We start from the raw sequence: 18811 nt of genomic DNA, 5'->3' as shown, positions 1-18811 counted from the left end.
CAGAGGTGAGATAATTTATACAGCATGCAAATCATTTCTTGGCTCATCGGTACGTTATTGCAATGGTATGTTTGGATGCCAATCGTGGCAGTCCTGATGTTTTTGACGTGGCGTAATTATCGGAAGATAGAAGATTTCACCCCAGTTGAGAGCGTGCTTTTGGTTCTGGAAATCCCACGCACAAATGATAAGCAAGAACTTGCCGCCGAGCAGTTATTCGCTTCACTACACGGAATTCTTCGCGACAATAAAGAATTGCGATTATCTGGCGGGCACCAAGAGCACATCAGCTTTGAAATCGCCTCCGTTAATGGTCAGATCAGATTTTATGTTTGGGTGCCAAAAACCCTGCAGAGCTTTGTCGAGGGACAGATTTATTCTCAATACCCAACCGTTCAAATTCACCAAGCCGACGAAGATTACACTGAGCACGAGCGCGACCACGAAGTTGCTTACTCGACAGAATTGACATTAACCACAGATGAATTTCTCCCGATTCGCACCTTCCAAAACTTCGAAGTCGACCCGCTGGCAGGCATTACGGGTACGCTAGCAAAATTGGAAACCACCGGCGAAGAATTATGGATTCAGGTGCTAGTCAGACCAATCCCAGATGACTGGCAAAACGCCGCAGATCGATATATCAATAGTATAAAAAACGGACGAATGTTCTCCTTGCCAGGATTCGGCGGCAGTATGCAATGGCTAATCGGTGTACTTGGTGCGTTATGGCAACCACCAGAGCAGGGAGCAAATCAATCGACAGCCGTTGAGCTATCAGACCGCGATAAAACTCGCATTTCTGAAGCAGAGAAAAAGGCGACCAAGCTCGGCTATGAAGTAAAGATTCGCTTGGTTTATATGGGCGAAAGTCAGACAAACGCTAAGCTTCGCATGCAGGCGCTCGTCGGTACGTTTAAGCAGTTCAACTCAACAAATCTCAACGGATTTCGCGCCACCAAGGGTATGTTTGGTAAAGAATTTATTGATAAATATCGCAAGCGTTCGTTCATCGGCGACGGCTTCATCTTAAACATAGAAGAATTGGCGTCAGTTTTTCACTTGCCACATACCAACGTTGAAACGCCAAATATAGTTTGGGCAAGTTCCAAGACCGCAGAACCGCCGTCCAAATTGCCAGTCTTAACTGGCGAAGATGTCAACGATGACCAAATTTCTGCCTTTGGCGTCACCAACTTCCGCGGTATCAGCCATCAATTCGGTATGTTGCGCTATGACCGCTCACGCCACGTTTACATAATAGGGCAAACGGGCGCCGGAAAGAGCGGACTATTAGAGCTCTTCGCCTTAAGCGACATTTTCCATAATCAAGGATATGCCATCATCGACCCGCACGGCGACTTCGCAATCAACAACATGAAATTTATCCCCGGCAGCCGATTGAACGACGTGATTTATTTTAATCCAGCCGACACCGCGTATCCTCTGGGGTTCAACCCGCTGGAAGTCACGAACCCGAACCAAAAAACCAACATTTCATCAGAAATCATCGGCGTTTTGAAGCGTATTTTCGGCGATTCGTGGGGACCGCGGCTTGAATATATTTTGCGGTACACTATTTTAGCTTTGCTGGATCGACCAGAAGCGACGATGCTTGATATTACTCGCATGCTAACAGATAAGGAATTCCGAAAAGAAACGCTGACTTATTGTCGCGACACCGTGGTTTTGCAATTCTGGAATGTCGAATTTGCCAGCTGGAATGACAAGTTTGTGGCCGAGGCGATTGCGCCAGTCTTAAATAAAGTCGGAGCTTTCACCGCCAATCCAATCATCCGTAACATCATCGGGCAGCCGAAATCTACGTTCAATATTCGCCAAATTATGGACGAAGGAAAGATTCTAATTGTCAATCTGTCCAAAGGTCTTATCGGCGAAGATAATGCTGCCATACTCGGTTCGTTCTTGGTCACAAAAATCCAGCTTGCCGCTATGTCTCGAAGTGACATTCCTGACGTCCGCGACCGCCGTCCATTCTATCTTTATGTCGACGAGTTTCAGAACTTCGCCACCGATTCATTTGCAACTATTCTATCCGAGGCTCGAAAATATGGCCTTAACTTGACCGTTGCCAACCAGTATATTTCCCAGATGAGCGACACAGTTCGTGACGCAGTTTTCGGAAACGTCGGCACCATGATTTCTTTCCGAGTTTCTGCTGACGATGCACCAATTCTTGCTAAGCAGTTTGAGCCGAACTTCGAGGCAATCGACCTTCTACAGATGCACAATCGTAATTTCGTTGTCAATATGGTTATCGGCGGCGAGAAAACTCCCGCGTTTTCTGCTCGCACATTGGAGCTTCCGCCAAGCCAAGCCGACAACACGCCACACATTATTGAACACTCGCGTCGCATGTATTCGCGAAACAGGGAAGATGTCGAGAAGGAAATTGATGCCGCAATAAAACCTGTCCGCAACCAAAAAAAGCAGCCTGCCAAACCTCAACCGCAACCCGCAAACAACGCTCCAGCGGTCAATAGCCAACCGGAAAAGCAGCAACCCGCAGCAAACGACGGCGAAGTTGTTTTGCAAATTCGCGGCAATGATAACACACCTACAGAAACCGCAATTAGCACAGTTACGCCACTAGCCTCGGCCACACCAAAGCGACGACGTCGCCGACGAAAAAAGAGCACTACCGCCGACTAAAAACTATTCGTATCGCCACTGATGCATATCAGAGTTATAAACGTCGGTGATTCGCGGAGAAATCAGCGTAGAAGTTGGCCCAGACGGCACAGAAACGGCGTTTTGCTTAGTCAAAAAAGTAAGCAATTTTTGGTTTTGATATCGCAGATTTTTCGGCAATGGCTGACTAACCACAACCTCAGCTTGCGGCGCAGACAACACAAAACCCCACTCGCCAAATGACGGCACATTGACCGAAAACGCCGTCACATATCGCCCCGAATGAGCAGACTTGACGGTGTTTGCCACCATATAAAAAGCATGCGGAGAGAAAAATGAAGACGTCGCTTGCGTCACCATAACGCCACGTTCCGTTAAAATATTACCGATTTGACGATATAATTGCTCGGAATATAACTTGGCTAATTTCTCATTCGACGGATCCACCAAATCAATCAACACAACATCATATTTATCATTGGTAGAGAAGGCGAATTGGAAAGCGTCTTGATTGACAATTGAAACGCGCGGATCATGCAACGAACGCTGATTTATATCAGTAAGAAGATGATTAGTTTTCGCCAAATTAGTCATCGTCTCATCGATATCGACCAACGTAATATGCTCAACGCTGGGATATTTCAAAACATCCCGAGCCAGCAAACCATCGCCGCCGCCCATAATCAGCACGCGCTTCGGATTAGCAACTGAAGACAGAGCGGAAGCGGACAGCGTTTCGTGATAACGTGCTTCGTCAAGGCTGGAAAACTGCAAATTGCGATTCAAAAACAACCTGGTGTCATTTTTATATCTCGTCAGGACAATTTTCTGATATGGCGTCTGTTGCTGCCACATCACCGGATCTTTATACGTTCGCTTGTCAATTCCATGTTCAATTTCTGTCGCAAAAATAAAAAATCCCAAAAGCAACATTGTTGCAATAACGCTAATTGTCATAATAATTTTCGAAGTCTTCATTTGCTTAAGAATCAGAACCGCAACGCCAATATTCAGTGCCGCCACCAGATACGCGCTACGCATTAAGCCAAGATACGGAATCATAACGAGCGGGAATAATAGCGACGCAATTAACGCCCCAAAATAATCGAGTGCCAAAATCTTACTAAATAATTTCACCGAAGACTTGCGTCCAAATTCCTGAAACATCTTCATTAAGAGCGGGATTTCCAGTCCAATACAAATGCCGATCGTCAGACTTATTACAGCAAAAATCAGCCAATGTGAACGCGTAAAAACGAATCCCAAATACATCAACATCACCGAATTTCCACCAATTAACCCCAAAATAATTTCATTAACAGCGAAGCTAGTCGCCGGATGAATCTTTATGTAATTGACGAGTAGTGAACCAATTCCCATACCAAACAACGTCACGCCGGTTGCTAGACTAAAGCTCAGAATCGAATCGCCCACCAAATATGACGCAGCCGCACCTAAGATTAATTCATAAATAATTCCACCGATTGCTACTAAAATTGCCGCTGCAAATAAAGCAACTTGCTCTCGTTTCTCCGTGTTTGATCGTGACATAAATAACTCCTTTTATTTACCGAATCCACCACTACTGCCACCATAGACGCCACGCGCACCACCATGACCTCCGTCACTATTATCTTCGAAGAAGAATATAAACAAAAAGATAGCAATAATTATAATCGTAATTATAATCGTTGACCAGTTAATTGGCTTAATTGTCCTGCCAAACATCTTCTTTTGTTCTTTGTCGCTTAATTGAATCTTACGGTAAGCGTCGTACTCGCGATTATTATACTTCTCAATTGTTATCAGCTGGCGATTTTTTGGCGCACCCGTATCTTTCAGAGTGGCATAGGCCATCAGTTCTTTCGGGAAAACTTGATAGGTATTCTTACCCTTAATATTAACAATTTCGCCCACGCCAACTTCATCAACTACTACTGTATGGTCTTTTCCATCCTGCTCGGAAACTGTGAATGATTGACCTTTTTCTAGTTGAGCCGGATCAATTGCCTTTGTGAAGCGAATTGGCTCATACAAAGAAACAATTTGGTCGCTATGATCATACTCCACCCAGCTGTCATAATCAGCTAGTCCAGTAATTTCCCACTCTTCCCAGTAATAGAACCGCTTTTTTTTCTCGTCCCATTCACGAAAAAGCAAACATCCAACAACTCGCAAATTCGTCTTCTTACCGGTCAAAATCTGATTAATTTTAAGTCGTGCCTTGGTTCGTTTCATATTACAATGCCATTTCTTTCATAATTATTTTTTCCGTGTCCAGCAACCGTGCAATCAACTCTTTTATTTGTTGCAATTTATCATCATCCAGCACTTTACAAGTTGTCATCGCTACATATACTACACCGCTTTCCGGCCACGTATGAATCGCGATGTGCGACTCCGATAAAAGCAGGGCAGCGCTGACTCCTTGCGGAGAAAATTGATGCGTTACCGATTCCAGATGATGTAAGCCAGCCAGTTCCGTAATATTTCTTAACATTTTCTGTAGCTCATCCGCGTCATTAAGTAGAGCGAAATCAACTTCGCTCGCTTTTATGGTTATAGATTGGATCGCGGACGCATGCATACTATAGTAATTATATCACCTCCAGAGTGTCAGGAGTAAAGGTAAAACGCGGCTCTTAAAATATAGACAACAGTAACGATAAAAACCTCTTATATAACGCTACAACAAGAAAATCCCCCATGGAGCCAGCAGGGACGAACCCGTCAACTGAGTTACACCATCTAGGGGATTCTCATGTAGATAGTGTAACAAATAATACAACAGGGTGCAATACTCTTTATGAAGGCAATGTGCGAAGCCAAGAAAAAAGCCACCCAGGTGACCTTAACGGTGCGCCCCGTGGACAAGCCGAACGGGGACTGGGCGACTTTTCTAGTGAAAATATAGCACAAGAAGTCCGGAATATCAATGATGAAAATGATCACGCCACAACAAGAAAAGCCCCTACGTTGCCAGGGGAACTTATCGAACCTGGTTATAACACAGAGGCTTCTGATCGTAATATAGCACAAGAAGTCCAGAATGTCAATGATGAGAAGGAGAAATAAAAAATCTCTCCAAACAACGAGAAGAGATTTCGAGAGCTTCGGATGGGGGCGCAAATGTTGTTCCATCATCCACCAATAGCGATAGCTATGTCGGCGGCGCGCCAGTTTCCGCCGGTCGGAGCTCTGATGGTGCCAATATAGCACAAGAATCCCAAAATGTCAATGAAGACGTTAAATACAAGCTCAATCCAGAGCATGAAGCACAGGTCAGAGCATACAACGAGCATATAACACGTCTACGCCAACGTGAAGAATACTTGCGTGGTCAAGGAATGAGTGAAAATGCTCCAGCCATGATTAACCTACGTAAAGCTCAAGAGCAGGCTATATACGCCAGAGATCATATCGGTGAGGTAGATAAATTAGGCAATGTGTTAGCTTATGATATTTCAGGCATAAGAAAATCGACTGGGTGCGGACTCGATAGTTCCGCTATTAGCGCAGATGCGCTTGACCAGTCGATTGACAACTCTAGTATACCAAACAATCCTCAAGATGTCAATACAGACAACCGCTATCAACACCCTCTTCAAGAAACTATTAACGAAATGGAAGCCAACCCTAAGCCTAGAATGACTAGGGAATTAAGAGAGGCTATAGACGAGTTTATATATAAGAATATAGACCACAACCTATTCAACAACAACACTATTGTGTCGGAGCAATCTGTCGTGACGGTTGGCGATCACACGCTACTGGAAGAGGAGATTGCTCACACCGCAGTGGAGTAAGTGAATGGCTGTATGAATGAGAGTACAAAGAATAAGGTCATCGATTTTCTTTCTGGTATATTAGTGATAAGAATATCAATACTTGTAGCGTATGCGGCGTATCATTAACGACTTAAAAGTATATGGAAGTAGATTATATCCAATATCTAAATTGTTAGGGAACTATAGCTAAAGGCGGTATTAACAACGGCCGTTTATTGATTTTTTATGGCGGTAGTAGTAATATTTACGCAGAAGTAGGTAGCGCCACCCGTATTGGACAGGAAAGCGGACCTATGGTGAATGAATATTTAAAAGTCCGAAAGTGCGACTTTTCTATTTTCACTTAGTCTTTTTTATTGATATTGACCAGCAAAATTATTATGATTATCAGTAGCAGTACTGATATCATTAATTCGCCCATCGTAAAAGAATGAAAAATAATTCCATTATCAAGTATTTTAGTTCCGTTTGCCATATTATCCTCCTGCCTTCATTTTAGCATAATATTTTACGCGCTCATTTATGTACTTTAGCTCATTAAATGTATAAATTATTGCGAAGTCACAGAACACCATAACAATATAACCAACTAAGCATATTGCGGAATCTAGCAAATAGCGACAAGAGGGGGATTGAGCAGTCGCCTAAAAAGTAGTATTATGCCTGTACAGTCGTGATTTGCAGCTGACATTGTATGAAGAATACCGCTCAAACGAGCGGTATTTTGTTATCTGATTTGCTTGCGCACTTTCTCTTCTTTTAGTACTTTGAGCTCCGTACTATCTCCCTTTGAAAGATAATAGAACACTGAAAAAAGTCCGAAGAAGTATGCCCCTAAAATGGCGAGCGGTATTGAACGTCCACGTTTTCGAGCCATATTGGTGGTAAACATAACGAATATAAGCCAGTGTATAAACCATAATAATACGATTCCAAACGCTATAGCTGACGGATCTGAGGCATTTGTCGCTCCTGATTCTGCTAAATTAGACGATATACTTCTGTGGTAACCTTCCCAAAATAAAAAGCTCATGTAGCTCATAGAGAATACTGCCGCTATAGCAAGCACATTTTCTATTGGTTTACTGTTTTTACGTAATAATTCCTGTTCTAGATTTTCTATGTTTGATGATCCTTTATCTTGCTTGTCTACTGTATTTTTCTGAGATAATAACTTTTTCTTCTCTTGCTCGAACTCTTCCTTGGTAATTATCCCCTCGTCAAGCATGGCTTTAAGTTCTCTAGCCTTGGCTAACATCCCTTCTTGTCTGTTCATTCTCAAATCCTATTTATTAAATTGGTATGACATTTACACATTATCACATCTTGCACCAAAAGTCCCTATACTCACGATAAAGCCTAAAAATCGTAAGCATTTATTATCAATATATGATAAACCAATCTCATGGAAACGCTTATATTTATAGTTATAGTAGCCGCCGCAATTATTTTTCTAGCAATCAAAGCAAGGCAGGGGACTGACAATGATACAAATTTACTTAAAGTACCCGCAAAGAAAGAATATTTATACATTAAAAAATCCTGCGCAATGACACCAAATGAATTATCGTTCTATAAAACACTACATGAAGCCGTAAACGGCTGCGTTATCATTCCTCAAGCTCACATAAGCATGTTTCTGGATCACAGGATAAAAGGGCAGAATTGGAAAGCAGCCTTCTCTAGAATAAACGGCAAATCCATAGACTTTCTAATTTGTACCAATGACATGAAGCCTCTTATAGCTATTGAGCTTGATGATAGTACTCACAATCAGCCCGATCGAAAAACGCGCGACGAGTTCGTCAATTCAATTATAATGAGCGCCAATATGCCCCTACTGCGATTTAAGACAGGCGAATGGAACAGTGAAATAATTAAGCACAGAATCACCCAAGCTCTTTCGCAAAACTAGCGATTAAAAAACAATAGAACAAAATACGAACTAATTATTAATCATTTTTAAGCGTGCATAGAGCCGAATTGACTGAGTATTTGTATTGATAAATTTTGTGCAATACAAGCATAAATTATAAATCCGAACCAATGCAGATAAACCAATATACAACATAAAACACACCAAGCCAGCAAATAGGGCGGTTTATAAAACGATAAACGACAAGTAGGTTGATTTGGTGAAAATGAGATAAATTTATCGCGAAGAAAGACGATGGAATAGTCGTGTTTTAGATATAGTTTTAATGTCGCACAATGTACCTTTTACGCAATAATAAATACATTCCAAAGATGAATATACATGTGTCCATAAATATCTAATAACACCTATAAAACGAACTTTTTTTCTGGTAATTCGGCCAGGGGATTCTCTATTATATACAACTTCATAAAACATACTATCTTTTATAAAAATATACACCAACAAAATACGAACTTAAAAAAATATTTTTAATTCCAGCACTACACATACCGGAGTGCTACATTGATATTTTTACATCAATATAAACTCTGAATATGCGCGCCGTAAGCTCGTTAAGTTTTCCACAACGCATTTTATATTATTTGACATTTTTATATTTTTATTGCCCTACTCCCCTAGCTTATCATTTTGCGATTATTTGACTTTTACATATTTTTATATTGTTATATATATTTTCTACGCTATACAGAAATAGAACAAAAAGAGAACTTACTCTATCCAGAAGAGAAGTTGACCGCCCTACTTATAGAACGACCTCTGATCTACCCTGACGTCTATATACCCCGGCTTTGCGCCATTATTATCCAAATAACCCAAAGTAGCTATAGCCTGTTTGACCTGAGCTTGAGCAGACCTATCCACCGTCATACGGATCTGGGTTCCCCTGCCCTCGATCTTAAACCAGACTTGACGTACAGTATTAGCTGGCAGAATAACCTCTGAAACATTCATTTTATGTTGCGAAAATTCAGATACAGCTTGACCAAGGAAACTCAAGAACTGACGATTGATAACTTCTTGGCCACCTCTAGTCGGCAGACCACTCTCATCACGAACAGCAACCGTAGGCGCGGCAAAATAATTTTGCTCAAAAGTAACGCCGCTATCATCAACAAAATAAATCTTATCTCCGGAAGACCACTGAGCTACCGGCTGCCTAAACGTCAACTTAACAGCTGATCGCGCTAGAAAATCCCCCTCCACGCGAATGTTTTTTACCTCAGGAGCTTTCTGTAAAAAGAATTGCTTTAGGCCATTATTATTGAGGAAGAACCGAAATCTCTCCGCTGGGTGAGCGCTGTAATATTCATTAAGAACACTCACGTATTTATTAGTGTTACTGGAGCTTTTTATGTCGGGAGTTTGGATTGAAATATTAATTGTCAATTGAAACAAAAGAAATATCACAACAAGTAGACTTACCGCAGTCACAAACATTTTCCGCATTACACGGCGACGTTTCTTCACCAATTCGTGGGTCTCGAGTCTCTCAGAAGTCTCCAAAGGAGAGGACGTTTGGCGGCTATTAAGCGTCCTGTTTCGACGATACGATTGGGCGGGCAAATCCTCGTAATTCTCAGTTCGACGACGCGCCGCGATTTCTCGACGGCTTAGATTCTCGTCCGATTTTTTCTTAGAGAAGGGGAATTTCACTTTCGCCTGCCCTGCCTTCGCACCGTAGTAAGAATAATCTTCGCCATATCTTTAGCCGCGTTTGGCTTGGCAAATTTACCGAAGTTATCGCCCAGACCTTTAAGAATTTTCTGAGATTTTAATACGCCAATTATTTTTCGTGCCAAGATTTGGTTGTCCTTATCCAACTCGTCTTCGGAAACTATCAGCGCCGCCAATGCGTCCTGGTAAACTTTAGCGTTTTTCAATTGATGCCCGCCCGTTAAATGACCGTTGGGAACGATGATTGTCGGTTTATGTAGCGCCGCCAATTCCAAAAGAGTAGTCGCCCCTGCCCTGGTCACGACTATGTCCGCTGCCGCCAAAACTTCCGCCATTCCGTTGTGAACAAATGCCTGCAATCGCCAGCCCTCCCGCTCGTCGGTTTGCTTGAGAATTTCTTCATATTGCTGATTTCCCGATATCAAAAACACCGAAGCCTCAGAAAGCAGGTTTTCCCTAATTGCCACAATCGCAGAATTAATTCGCCCCGCTCCGAGTCCACCGCCAGTGACAACAACCAGAGGTTTATTGACATTAAAGCCTAATTTTTCTTTCAATTCTTTCCTCTCAGCCTCAGAATATGGATGGAATTCTGGCGCAACTGGAATGCCAACATATGAAGCTTTTTCTGGTGGATAATTGTAATATTCAAGCGGCGCGCCCGTGCCAATAGCTTTTGCGAAGGGACTCAGCAAGCGATTCGTCAAACCTGGATGCGCGTCAGAATCATGCAAAACTAACGGAATTCTTAATAGCCGAGCTGCATAACCAACCGGCAGACAAACATATCCGCCCTTAATGAAAATAACGTCTGGACGCCACTTCATAAGCTTAAGCAAGCTCTGAAAAAATCCAACCATAACCTTAAAACCGTCGCGCAAATTTGGGAATAAAATTGACGGATGTAGGTGAAATGAGATGCTTTTTCCGTGATATCGGCGCAATTTTCCAGCAATAATCAAATCGACCGGAATATTCTCATCGAACTTAGCAAAAATCCCGCGTGCGCTGGCGCCAAATTTTTTATCACACCAAAAACGAAGCTCGTGATTACCAGTTTTCTGTAATTCTCTAAATACGGCTACCACTGGCGTAACGTGTCCGCCTGAGCCGCCGCCGACCGCTAAGATCTTGGCCACTTTCACCCTCCTCTAATGCTTTATGTGACGTATATTTGGAAATTTGGAAAACTAAACCGAGCGCTGCCGCGATAAACAACATACTTGTACCGCCATAACTTAATAATGGCAATGGGATTCCAGTAAGCGGCGCCAACCCTGTCATTGCAGCAATATTCAATATTACATGCGACGCGATCCAGCCAAAAATTCCCGCCACAATTAGCCGCAACGTCACGTTCGGAAGTCTCGCGGCTACGTGCAAAATCGACAATAGCAACGCCGTAAATAGCGCCAATATAGCTATTAGTCCAACAAATCCAAACGTTTCTCCCATAACGGCAAAAATAGAGTCATTAGTCGCCTCCGGGAGGTATCCTGTCGCCTGAACGCTTTTTCCAATTCCAAGCCCCAGAAGCCCGCCAGAACCAATCGCAATTCTAGCCTGCTGGATGTGATAATTCTTGCTCTCCTGGCTACTTGTCCCTTTATGACTATCACCTTGCACGAAAGTCATCACGCGCTCAATTCGGTGTGGCGACGTAAAAATCATCACCAAACCACAAAGCGCAACAATTGCCAGAATCTTCTTGAAAATCTTCCAATCAATTCCAGCCACTAAAATCATTGATAAGATAATCGCTATCAACGAAATTCCCGTTCCCAAGTCTTTTTGTAAAAATACAATCATCAGCAGCGATAATCCGGAAATAATGCCCAGCGGAATGATAGTTTCTTGGATGTCGTTCAATTTTCCCTGTTGCGAGCGACGCCCTAAAAATCCCGCCAAAAACAATAGCACGCCATATTTAAGTAACTCTGCCGGTTGAAAGCTACCTAATCCTCCCAGATAAAACCATCGATACGCGCCGTTGGTTTCTTGCGCAAACGACAAATGAAGTACTGCACCTGAGAGAAATAGTAAAATACATAGCGCAAATCCAGCGTAGAGAATGTATTTTGATCTCTCACCAGTAAACCATTTGTACGGCGTAAAATAAAACGCAGAAAAAGCCACGACAGCAATAAGCACACTCGTCAGCTGCTTACCAAAGAAATACGTATCGCTATAATTCGTGCCGTAAGCATAATTCATCACGTTGGCACGTTGTGGCCCCAGCGCATACATAACAATCAGCCCAAGTAGCAACAAAAGCCCCATATAAAGCACAATCTGGTACATTGGCCGATGGCTTCGAACCGGCTGAGCGATAGATTGACGATTTTTGGCGACCGAATTACGCAATATGACCTCCAGCGAGCGCCAGCATCACACCAATAAACGCCATCACGCAGCCAATAACCCAGAAGCGCATCGTCACTTTAGTTTCTGGCCAACCAATCGCCTCCAAGTGATGATGAATCGGCGCAGATAAGAAAATCTTTCTCTTAAACAGCTTCTTACTGACGATTTGAGCCAAGCTTGATCCCGCCTCAATTACAAATAGCAGACCAATCACAGGAAGCAAAAGCAAAGAATCGGTCAGCATTGCTACAACACCTAAGCTGGCGCCATAAGCAAAACTTCCAACGTCACCCATGAAGAATCGGGCTGGATAAATATTGAACCATAAATAGCTCAAGAGTACTCCGACAACCGTAAAGCAAAATCCCGCCAACAGAACATGTTGCTGCAATAAAGCAATCACACCAAACGCACCAAAACTAGCACTTAGCAATCCGCCAGCCAGACCATCCATTCCGTCAGAGATATTAACGGCGTTACCGGTAGCCACCACTGCAAACGCAAATAGCGGAACAATCATCCACCCAATATTCACATCCCCCATGAACGGAACATGGAAGCTTGTCACGCCCAGTTTAGCAAAGAAAAACAAACCAAGAACTACGCCAATCAATGTAATCAGCGCAAACTTCACTGGACTACGAAGTCCAGCCGCGCCGCCCCCAAGACCACGCAGATTGATGATATCGTCAATTATCCCAACAATTCCACCACCAACTAACGCCGCCAGAGGAAGCCAAGTCTGAGCTCGATCTAGATTGAAGAAAATTGTCACCACAAAGATTGAAATCACACCAATTATCCCTGCCATGGTTGGAATATTTCGCCGCAATTTTGCCGCTTGGAATTTGGCGAAAATCTTCAGCTCTTTCCCGTCAGTGCTTTCCGACCTTTGGCGTTTCCAGAAGCGATATCGATAAGCGAAAAACGTATAAATTGGCGTTAAAAACATCGCTAGTAAAAACGCGCCGACGCTCAGTAAAAATACGTGTGTCAATTCATTGGTCATTGTTTGCAAAGCTATTCCCATATTTATTCCTTTGGTGCTATTTTCATATAATCAATCATCCAGTTGGATATATCCGTAAAAATTGGCCCAGCATGGAGATTTCCCTGTAAGTTAATCCCTTTTCCCGGAGCCGCTACACGTACCATTATGACATATTCGGCACCATTTTTTCCACCGCCATAACCAATATATGTAGCAATCGTTTCCTTCTGTGTGTAAGCGCCATTGACCACCGTTTCGGAAGTACCGGTTTTTCCACCAATTTCATAGCCAGATTTGTCGCTCTTTGACAGGAATGAAGATCGGCGCGCCGTCGTTAGCATCGTTCGCATCTGCGATGACGTGCCGCCACTTATGGTTTGGCGAATGACTTTATTTTCCGACGATTTCAAATTGCCAGATTCATCAATTGTACCAACGAGAATGGTCGGCTTATAGTATTGACCGCCGTTAACTAGCGATGAAAATCCAGCTGCGACCTGAATCGTAGTCAAATTCATACTTTGCCCGTAAGTCATAGCCGAATAACGAACCTCATTTCCTTCAGCACTATCCGGTGGATAAATATAACCCGAAGCCTCGCCCAGCTCAATTCCAGTTTTGGCGCCAAAGCCAAATTTATCATGATAATATTCATACAAAGTCTGACGAGCCGGCAAATTAATCTGCGAACCATTTCCTAATTTTCGAATCGCAGTAATCGTACCAACGTTGAGCGAATTATTAAACGCACCTTGAATCGTCATCGTGCCACCCAAACCTCTCAAGACATTACACATCGTACGATCAGCGACTTTAATACAGTCGGTATTATTATATGTACTAGACGGGGTGATAACACCCTTGTCAATTGCCGTAGCGAAGCTAAAAGATTTGATAATCGATCCCGGCTCAAACGGCACCATCGACGCGCTATCCACAAACACCGACCCGTTTTTCTGCTTGGCAAAATCCGCTGGATTATAAGTCGGATAATTCGCCATTGCCAGAACTTGACCGTTTTTCGGATTCATAACAATCACACTTCCCTCAGTAGCGCCAGCCGCTTCAATTCCCTTTTTCAGCGCCAATTCAGTCTGGCTTTGAATATTCCGATCCACCGTCAATGCCAAATTGTCACCAGGTTTTGCCTCGATTCGCATATTATTTTTCCCGACCGTCAAAGGTATGTTTCTAACGTCAGTTACAGATTGCAATAGCCCGTCCCGACCCTTAAGTTGCTTATTCAAGGAGCCTTCGACGCCATATTGACCTTCGCCAGCCGCATTCACAAATCCAAGCACGTGCGCACCCAACTGACCTTCGGGATAATTTCTGATCGAACTTTGCTGATAAAGCACGCCGGCAAAGTTCTTCTTTTTCAATTTTTCCGCCTGAGTTCTGGTAATATTCTTTGCCAAAACTTCATAGCGCGACTTTTTATTATTGAGGCGTTCAGATACATTTTCCGTCATTTCGCCGCCAGCAATTTCCCTCAAACTATCAACAAGCTGACTCCGCTCTTTATCGTCAATCGACTGTGGATCCGCAATCACCGTATAAACCGCCTGATTAAGCACCACTGGAACTGGCGTTTTTCCGTCCATCATGTAAATTTTCCCGCGCTCTGCAGGAATGACGAATTGGCGCTGCTGACTTGCCCGCGCTAATTCCGTATATTTGCCATATTGCAAAATCTGCAATTGGAATAATCGCAACACAAAAGCCGCCATCACTACTAGTAAAGCGATGGCTAACCAACCAGTTCTTGAACGAATAAGCCGCTGCATATTGCTTATTTTATTATATCACTATTGAGCGTAATGCGTTTCAGTTGTCGTCATAGCTGAAGCGACATTGCTATTCTTCACCTTCTCTAGCGCCGTCAAGCGTGCATTCTGAACTTCCAATTCTGACTTTTTTGCGCTTAGTTCGGTGATTTTTGTATCCAAACTCTGAGCTTCATAGCCGTAAGCCGTAAGTCTGGTTGCTTGAGTAAGATAAATCAAGCCCAGTACTGTAATCATCAATGCAACTAGCACTGTGTGAGCAACAGGACCAAGTTTGACCTGAGACTGAAAACGTGTAGAATTCTGATTTCGGCGCAATTGACCGTGTGAACGTCGTGAAGTAAATGTGGTGGTGTTTGTCATTTGTCTCTATCTTTTATGTTTATATTTGTGTTTAGCATAACAAACCAGCCCGCCTGTTAAAGACAGGCTGGTTTTTCTAAGGTATATTCCGGAATACGCTTTAGTTTAGCCGCGGCGTACTGAAACAGCCTCTGGCTTGTCTGTATTCTGGAATTCTACTTTGATGTGGATTGGCATATTGTGCCTCCTTCTTTTTGTTTTATTTTTTCACGGCGTATCGAAATTTTGCACTTCGACTACGCGGATTGTGAACATCTTCAGTTCCAGACACTGGTTTTTTCTCTGGGACAATTAGCTCGGCCTCATATCCAGCCATCGCTTGCTCAGAAAAGTAACGCTTAATCAACCTATCTTCCAAGCTATGAAAACTAATTATTCCTACTCGCCCGCCCTTATTAAGTAAGCATGGCAAAAGTGGCAATAGTTCTTCAATCAGCTTAAGTTCTCGATTGACTTCAATACGTAGCGCCTGAAAGGTACGAGTCGCGGGATGATGCTTCATGCTACCACGACCAACAGTTTGCTTAATCAGATCAGCCAGCTCAGTCGTTCCCTGAATTGGTCGAGCTTTTACAATTGCCTGCGCAATTCGCCTTGCTCGTCCGGGATTTTCCTCGCCGTAACGAATAGTCAGCTGCGTCAAATCATCAACCGAATACGAATTGACAATATCTGCCGCTGTGATTTCCGTCCGATTATCCATCCGCATATCTAACGGACCATCAAATCGAAACGAAAAACCTCTCTCTGCTCTGTCAAGCTGTGGTGACGACACCCCCAAATCAGCCAAAATCACGTCAAATTTACGTCCCTGCTTGACTAAATCCTGCGCTGCGCTCACAAAATCTTTGTGAATTAAAGTTACGCCTTTTTCAGCCAAATCGCCCAATGTCTTAATCGCGTTTTCATCACGATCGACTAACACTGAGCTCAAGTAATTATCCGTCCTATTTAAGAATGCCCTGGCATGACCGCCATAGCCAGCTGTCAAGTCGAGATACGACTCGCCTTCGACTGGCTGTAGCTTGCTAAGGGTTATCTCCAAAAGTACGGGAACATGAATCGGTTCGCTCGCCTGGAGTTCTTCCGACTGTGGTGGATGTTCTTTAATACTCATCATTATTCCATTATACAGAAATAATGCTCGAGATCACCTAACTGGATATTTAATTCTGGCTTTTTTGTATTTGTGTTTTGTTTGTTTTTGTTGTCTTAAGAGTGGAAATTTGTTGATTGTCAGTAACAACCATGTTTTCCAAAGAGACTTATGTGTGAGGTGGAGTTTTTTTGGGAGGTGTTTGAGGAAGGTACGTTGCTGTTTTTAATGTGGAGCAAATTGCCACATGCCATTTTCAAATACCCAGATAGTTGATCTCGAGAGGTTTCTAATTGTTAAGGTGCCTAGCTAATCTACTATTCCGCATTCTCGGCCGCTATTAGCCGAAAATATTCCCCTGCTCGCACGGCAACGACTTCTCTGTCAATTCCAGCGTAGTCGAGCAAATGCTGCTCAATCGTCACTCGTCCTTGTTTTTGGTCGAGCGCCGATGCGGTTTTACCTCGTCGGAATTTAACGTTCAGGTCGGCAACTCGCTCATCCAAAATACTTCCCGTTAGAGCACTTTCCACTTCCCGATCCCAGATTTGCTGTGGATATAAGTGGAGATATTTGCCAAACCCTCGAGTTAGCACGACGCCTGATGCAAATTCTGCCCTGAGCTCAGCCGGAATCGTCAAGCGTCGCTTGTCGTCCAACTTACGCTCAAAGTAATCTGTCTGCACGTCGTCCTTCCTTCGTGGTAGATTAGTTGTTTTTTACAGTGGATGTTTGTTTTTGTTGGTGATTTTCCATCAACTTTCGTTCCACTGACTCCACTATACTACCCACACCTACCCACTTGCAAGCCCTTTTTTTGACTTTTTACCCATTTTTACGTCAAATAAAAACTTTTCCACATTTTTGTGGAAAAGCCTAGTGTTGAGTTGATGTAAGCCTACGCTATTAATATCTCTCAGCAGATTCCCTGCTCGCCTGCCTCAAAACCTCGTCAATCGCTAGCGCGTCAGGAGAAACTTCCAGCGCCCTACGGTTAATTCCGTATAGATATAAATTGTCCAAATCTCGCACGCGACTCAAAGCCACATAACCCATGCCTTTGACAAACGCCTTTCTCAGGTCAATCTTAGCCGCATCAAGCGTCATTCCCTGACTTTTGTGAACCGTTATAGCCCACGCCAAACGCAGCGGAACCTGAGAAATACTTGCTCGTTTGCGCTCTCCGTCCCGCAATTCCCAAACATCCGGTACCATCGTCACTCGACGACCATCTCGAAACTCGACAACAGGATATTCCGTCAACGGCTCGAAATCAACTACCGTACCGATGCTTCCATTGGCATATAATTTTTGTGGCGAATTTTTAACCGCCATCACCAACGCGCCCAGCTTAATTACCAGATTTTCTGGAGCCAGGACCGACCTTTGCAAATTCTCTACATAAATTTTCGAGCCCGTCGTCGTTTGCTGATACGATCGCTCTTCTCCTGGCAATTCCGCCAATTTTTGAATATTAATATCATCAACATCAACGTTTATAGTGTGTAGTTCTGTAATATCACCATCTGGCGGCTCAATTTCCGTACGCGCCAGCAACGCCTCGACGTGACGTCGTCTAACATCGCCAGTTCTTAGAGCGGTCAGAATCTCCAAAAGCTGCTCATCGTTCTGACGATATTGTCGCTCCAAATATAAAACCGCCGGCTGAAGTTCTTGCCAAGCATCAGAATAAACCACAAATCCACCGCCCTGCTCATTTGGGCGATTCACTGGCGGCAATTGGAAAAAGTCGCCACTCATCACCAACTGAATGCCACCAAACGGCTGATCATTTTCCCTGACGGTTCGTAAAACTTTATCAATCATATCCAGCCGAAAATCGTGAAGCATTGAAATCTCGTCAATGATCAACACGTCAGTTTTAGAAATCACATCACGCCGCGTTTTTGACAATCGTTCAAAAAAATTGTTCGGCAAATGATCATTTACGCCAATGCCACTCCAGCTGTGAATTGTATTGCCCCCAAGATGCGTCGCCGCCAGACCAGTTGTCGCTGTTACTGACACCTTCTTACCCCGTTTTCGTGCCTGCACAATAAAATTATTCAACAGGTGAGTTTTACCCGTTCCAGCCGCACCGGTCAGTAACGCTGACCGACCGCTAAGTAGAATAGCCAGCGCTAATTCTTGATCCAT

At 43.5% G+C, this 18811-nt stretch carries 17 protein-coding genes; 4 read left to right on the top strand and 13 right to left on the bottom strand.

Features of this window, described 5'->3' with window-relative positions; translation table 11 throughout:
* Positions 1-24: 24 nt before the first annotated feature.
* Complete coding sequence (locus tag LR957_RS00965) at positions 25-2673, top strand: type IV secretory system conjugative DNA transfer family protein (protein ID WP_232273130.1); 2649 nt, start codon at positions 25-27, stop codon at positions 2671-2673.
* Positions 2674-2676: 3 nt separating this feature from the next.
* On the opposite strand, the gene LR957_RS00960 is transcribed toward LR957_RS00965, so the two are convergent.
* Genes LR957_RS00960 through speD form a run of 3 tightly spaced genes read right to left on the bottom strand, consistent with a single transcriptional unit; the run spans position 2677 to position 5239 of the window.
* Positions 2677-4203, bottom strand: a complete 1527-nt coding sequence (locus tag LR957_RS00960) for a polyamine aminopropyltransferase (protein ID WP_232273129.1) — start codon at positions 4201-4203, stop codon at positions 2677-2679.
* Positions 4204-4215: 12 nt separating this feature from the next.
* A complete protein-coding gene (locus tag LR957_RS00955) occupies positions 4216-4890 on the bottom strand; it encodes a hypothetical protein (RefSeq protein ID WP_232273128.1) in 675 nt (224 codons plus the stop codon).
* 1 nt (position 4891) lies between these two features.
* Complete coding sequence (gene speD, locus LR957_RS00950; RefSeq protein ID WP_232273127.1) at positions 4892-5239, bottom strand: adenosylmethionine decarboxylase; 348 nt, start codon at positions 5237-5239, stop codon at positions 4892-4894.
* 230 nt (positions 5240-5469) lie between these two features.
* Between speD and LR957_RS00945 the strand changes: the two genes are divergently transcribed.
* Both LR957_RS00945 and LR957_RS03680 read left to right on the top strand, forming a co-directional pair.
* Positions 5470-5727: a hypothetical protein gene (locus tag LR957_RS00945; protein ID WP_232273126.1), complete on the top strand. Its 258-nt coding sequence runs from the start codon at positions 5470-5472 to the stop codon at positions 5725-5727.
* 634 nt (positions 5728-6361) lie between these two features.
* Positions 6362-6478 carry a DUF3761 domain-containing protein gene (locus LR957_RS03680; RefSeq protein WP_488192420.1) on the top strand — a complete coding sequence of 39 codons (117 nt, stop codon included), beginning with the start codon at positions 6362-6364 and terminating at the stop codon, positions 6476-6478.
* A gap of 689 nt (positions 6479-7167) precedes the next feature.
* Here the strand turns inward: LR957_RS03680 and LR957_RS00935 are convergent.
* Positions 7168-7716, bottom strand: coding sequence for an SHOCT domain-containing protein (locus LR957_RS00935; protein WP_232273124.1), 549 nt, complete (start codon positions 7714-7716; stop codon positions 7168-7170).
* 129 nt (positions 7717-7845) lie between these two features.
* On the opposite strand from LR957_RS00935, the gene LR957_RS00930 reads away from it, so the two are divergent.
* Positions 7846-8355, top strand: a complete 510-nt coding sequence (locus LR957_RS00930) for a DUF2726 domain-containing protein (protein ID WP_232273123.1) — start codon at positions 7846-7848, stop codon at positions 8353-8355.
* Positions 8356-9117: 762 nt separating this feature from the next.
* Here the strand turns inward: LR957_RS00930 and LR957_RS00925 are convergent.
* The 9 genes from LR957_RS00925 to LR957_RS00885 form a co-directional block, all read right to left on the bottom strand.
* Positions 9118-9816, bottom strand: coding sequence for a cell division protein FtsQ/DivIB (locus tag LR957_RS00925; RefSeq protein ID WP_232273122.1), 699 nt, complete (start codon positions 9814-9816; stop codon positions 9118-9120).
* 212 nt (positions 9817-10028) lie between these two features.
* Positions 10029-11192: a UDP-N-acetylglucosamine--N-acetylmuramyl-(pentapeptide) pyrophosphoryl-undecaprenol N-acetylglucosamine transferase gene (locus LR957_RS00920; RefSeq protein ID WP_232273121.1), complete on the bottom strand. Its 1164-nt coding sequence runs from the start codon at positions 11190-11192 to the stop codon at positions 10029-10031.
* Positions 11125-12417 carry an FtsW/RodA/SpoVE family cell cycle protein gene (locus tag LR957_RS00915; RefSeq protein WP_232273120.1) on the bottom strand — a complete coding sequence of 431 codons (1293 nt, stop codon included), beginning with the start codon at positions 12415-12417 and terminating at the stop codon, positions 11125-11127. Before LR957_RS00915 ends, LR957_RS00920 begins: the two co-directional genes overlap by 68 nt.
* Positions 12410-13447, bottom strand: coding sequence for a phospho-N-acetylmuramoyl-pentapeptide-transferase (mraY, locus tag LR957_RS00910; RefSeq protein ID WP_232273119.1), 1038 nt, complete (start codon positions 13445-13447; stop codon positions 12410-12412). Before mraY ends, LR957_RS00915 begins: the two co-directional genes overlap by 8 nt.
* Before the next feature lie 2 nt (positions 13448-13449).
* Positions 13450-15195 carry a peptidoglycan D,D-transpeptidase FtsI family protein gene (locus tag LR957_RS00905; protein ID WP_232273118.1) on the bottom strand — a complete coding sequence of 582 codons (1746 nt, stop codon included), beginning with the start codon at positions 15193-15195 and terminating at the stop codon, positions 13450-13452.
* Positions 15196-15216: 21 nt separating this feature from the next.
* A complete protein-coding gene (locus tag LR957_RS00900) occupies positions 15217-15558 on the bottom strand; it encodes a hypothetical protein (protein ID WP_129634729.1) in 342 nt (113 codons plus the stop codon).
* 199 nt (positions 15559-15757) lie between these two features.
* Positions 15758-16678 (bottom strand): 16S rRNA (cytosine(1402)-N(4))-methyltransferase RsmH, encoded by a 921-nt coding sequence (gene rsmH, locus LR957_RS00895; RefSeq protein WP_232273117.1) that lies wholly within the window; start codon positions 16676-16678, stop codon positions 15758-15760.
* A gap of 293 nt (positions 16679-16971) precedes the next feature.
* A complete protein-coding gene (locus LR957_RS00890; protein ID WP_052198792.1) occupies positions 16972-17340 on the bottom strand; it encodes a division/cell wall cluster transcriptional repressor MraZ in 369 nt (122 codons plus the stop codon).
* A 220-nt stretch (positions 17341-17560) separates the two neighbouring features.
* Positions 17561-18811, bottom strand: coding sequence for an ATP-dependent DNA helicase (locus LR957_RS00885; protein ID WP_232273116.1), 1251 nt, complete (start codon positions 18809-18811; stop codon positions 17561-17563).

The organism is Candidatus Nanosynbacter sp. HMT-352 (assembly GCF_021222645.1).
Lineage (GTDB): Bacteria > Patescibacteriota > Saccharimonadia > Saccharimonadales > Saccharimonadaceae > Nanosynbacter.
This window is presented reverse-complemented; position numbering and strand designations above follow the sequence as displayed.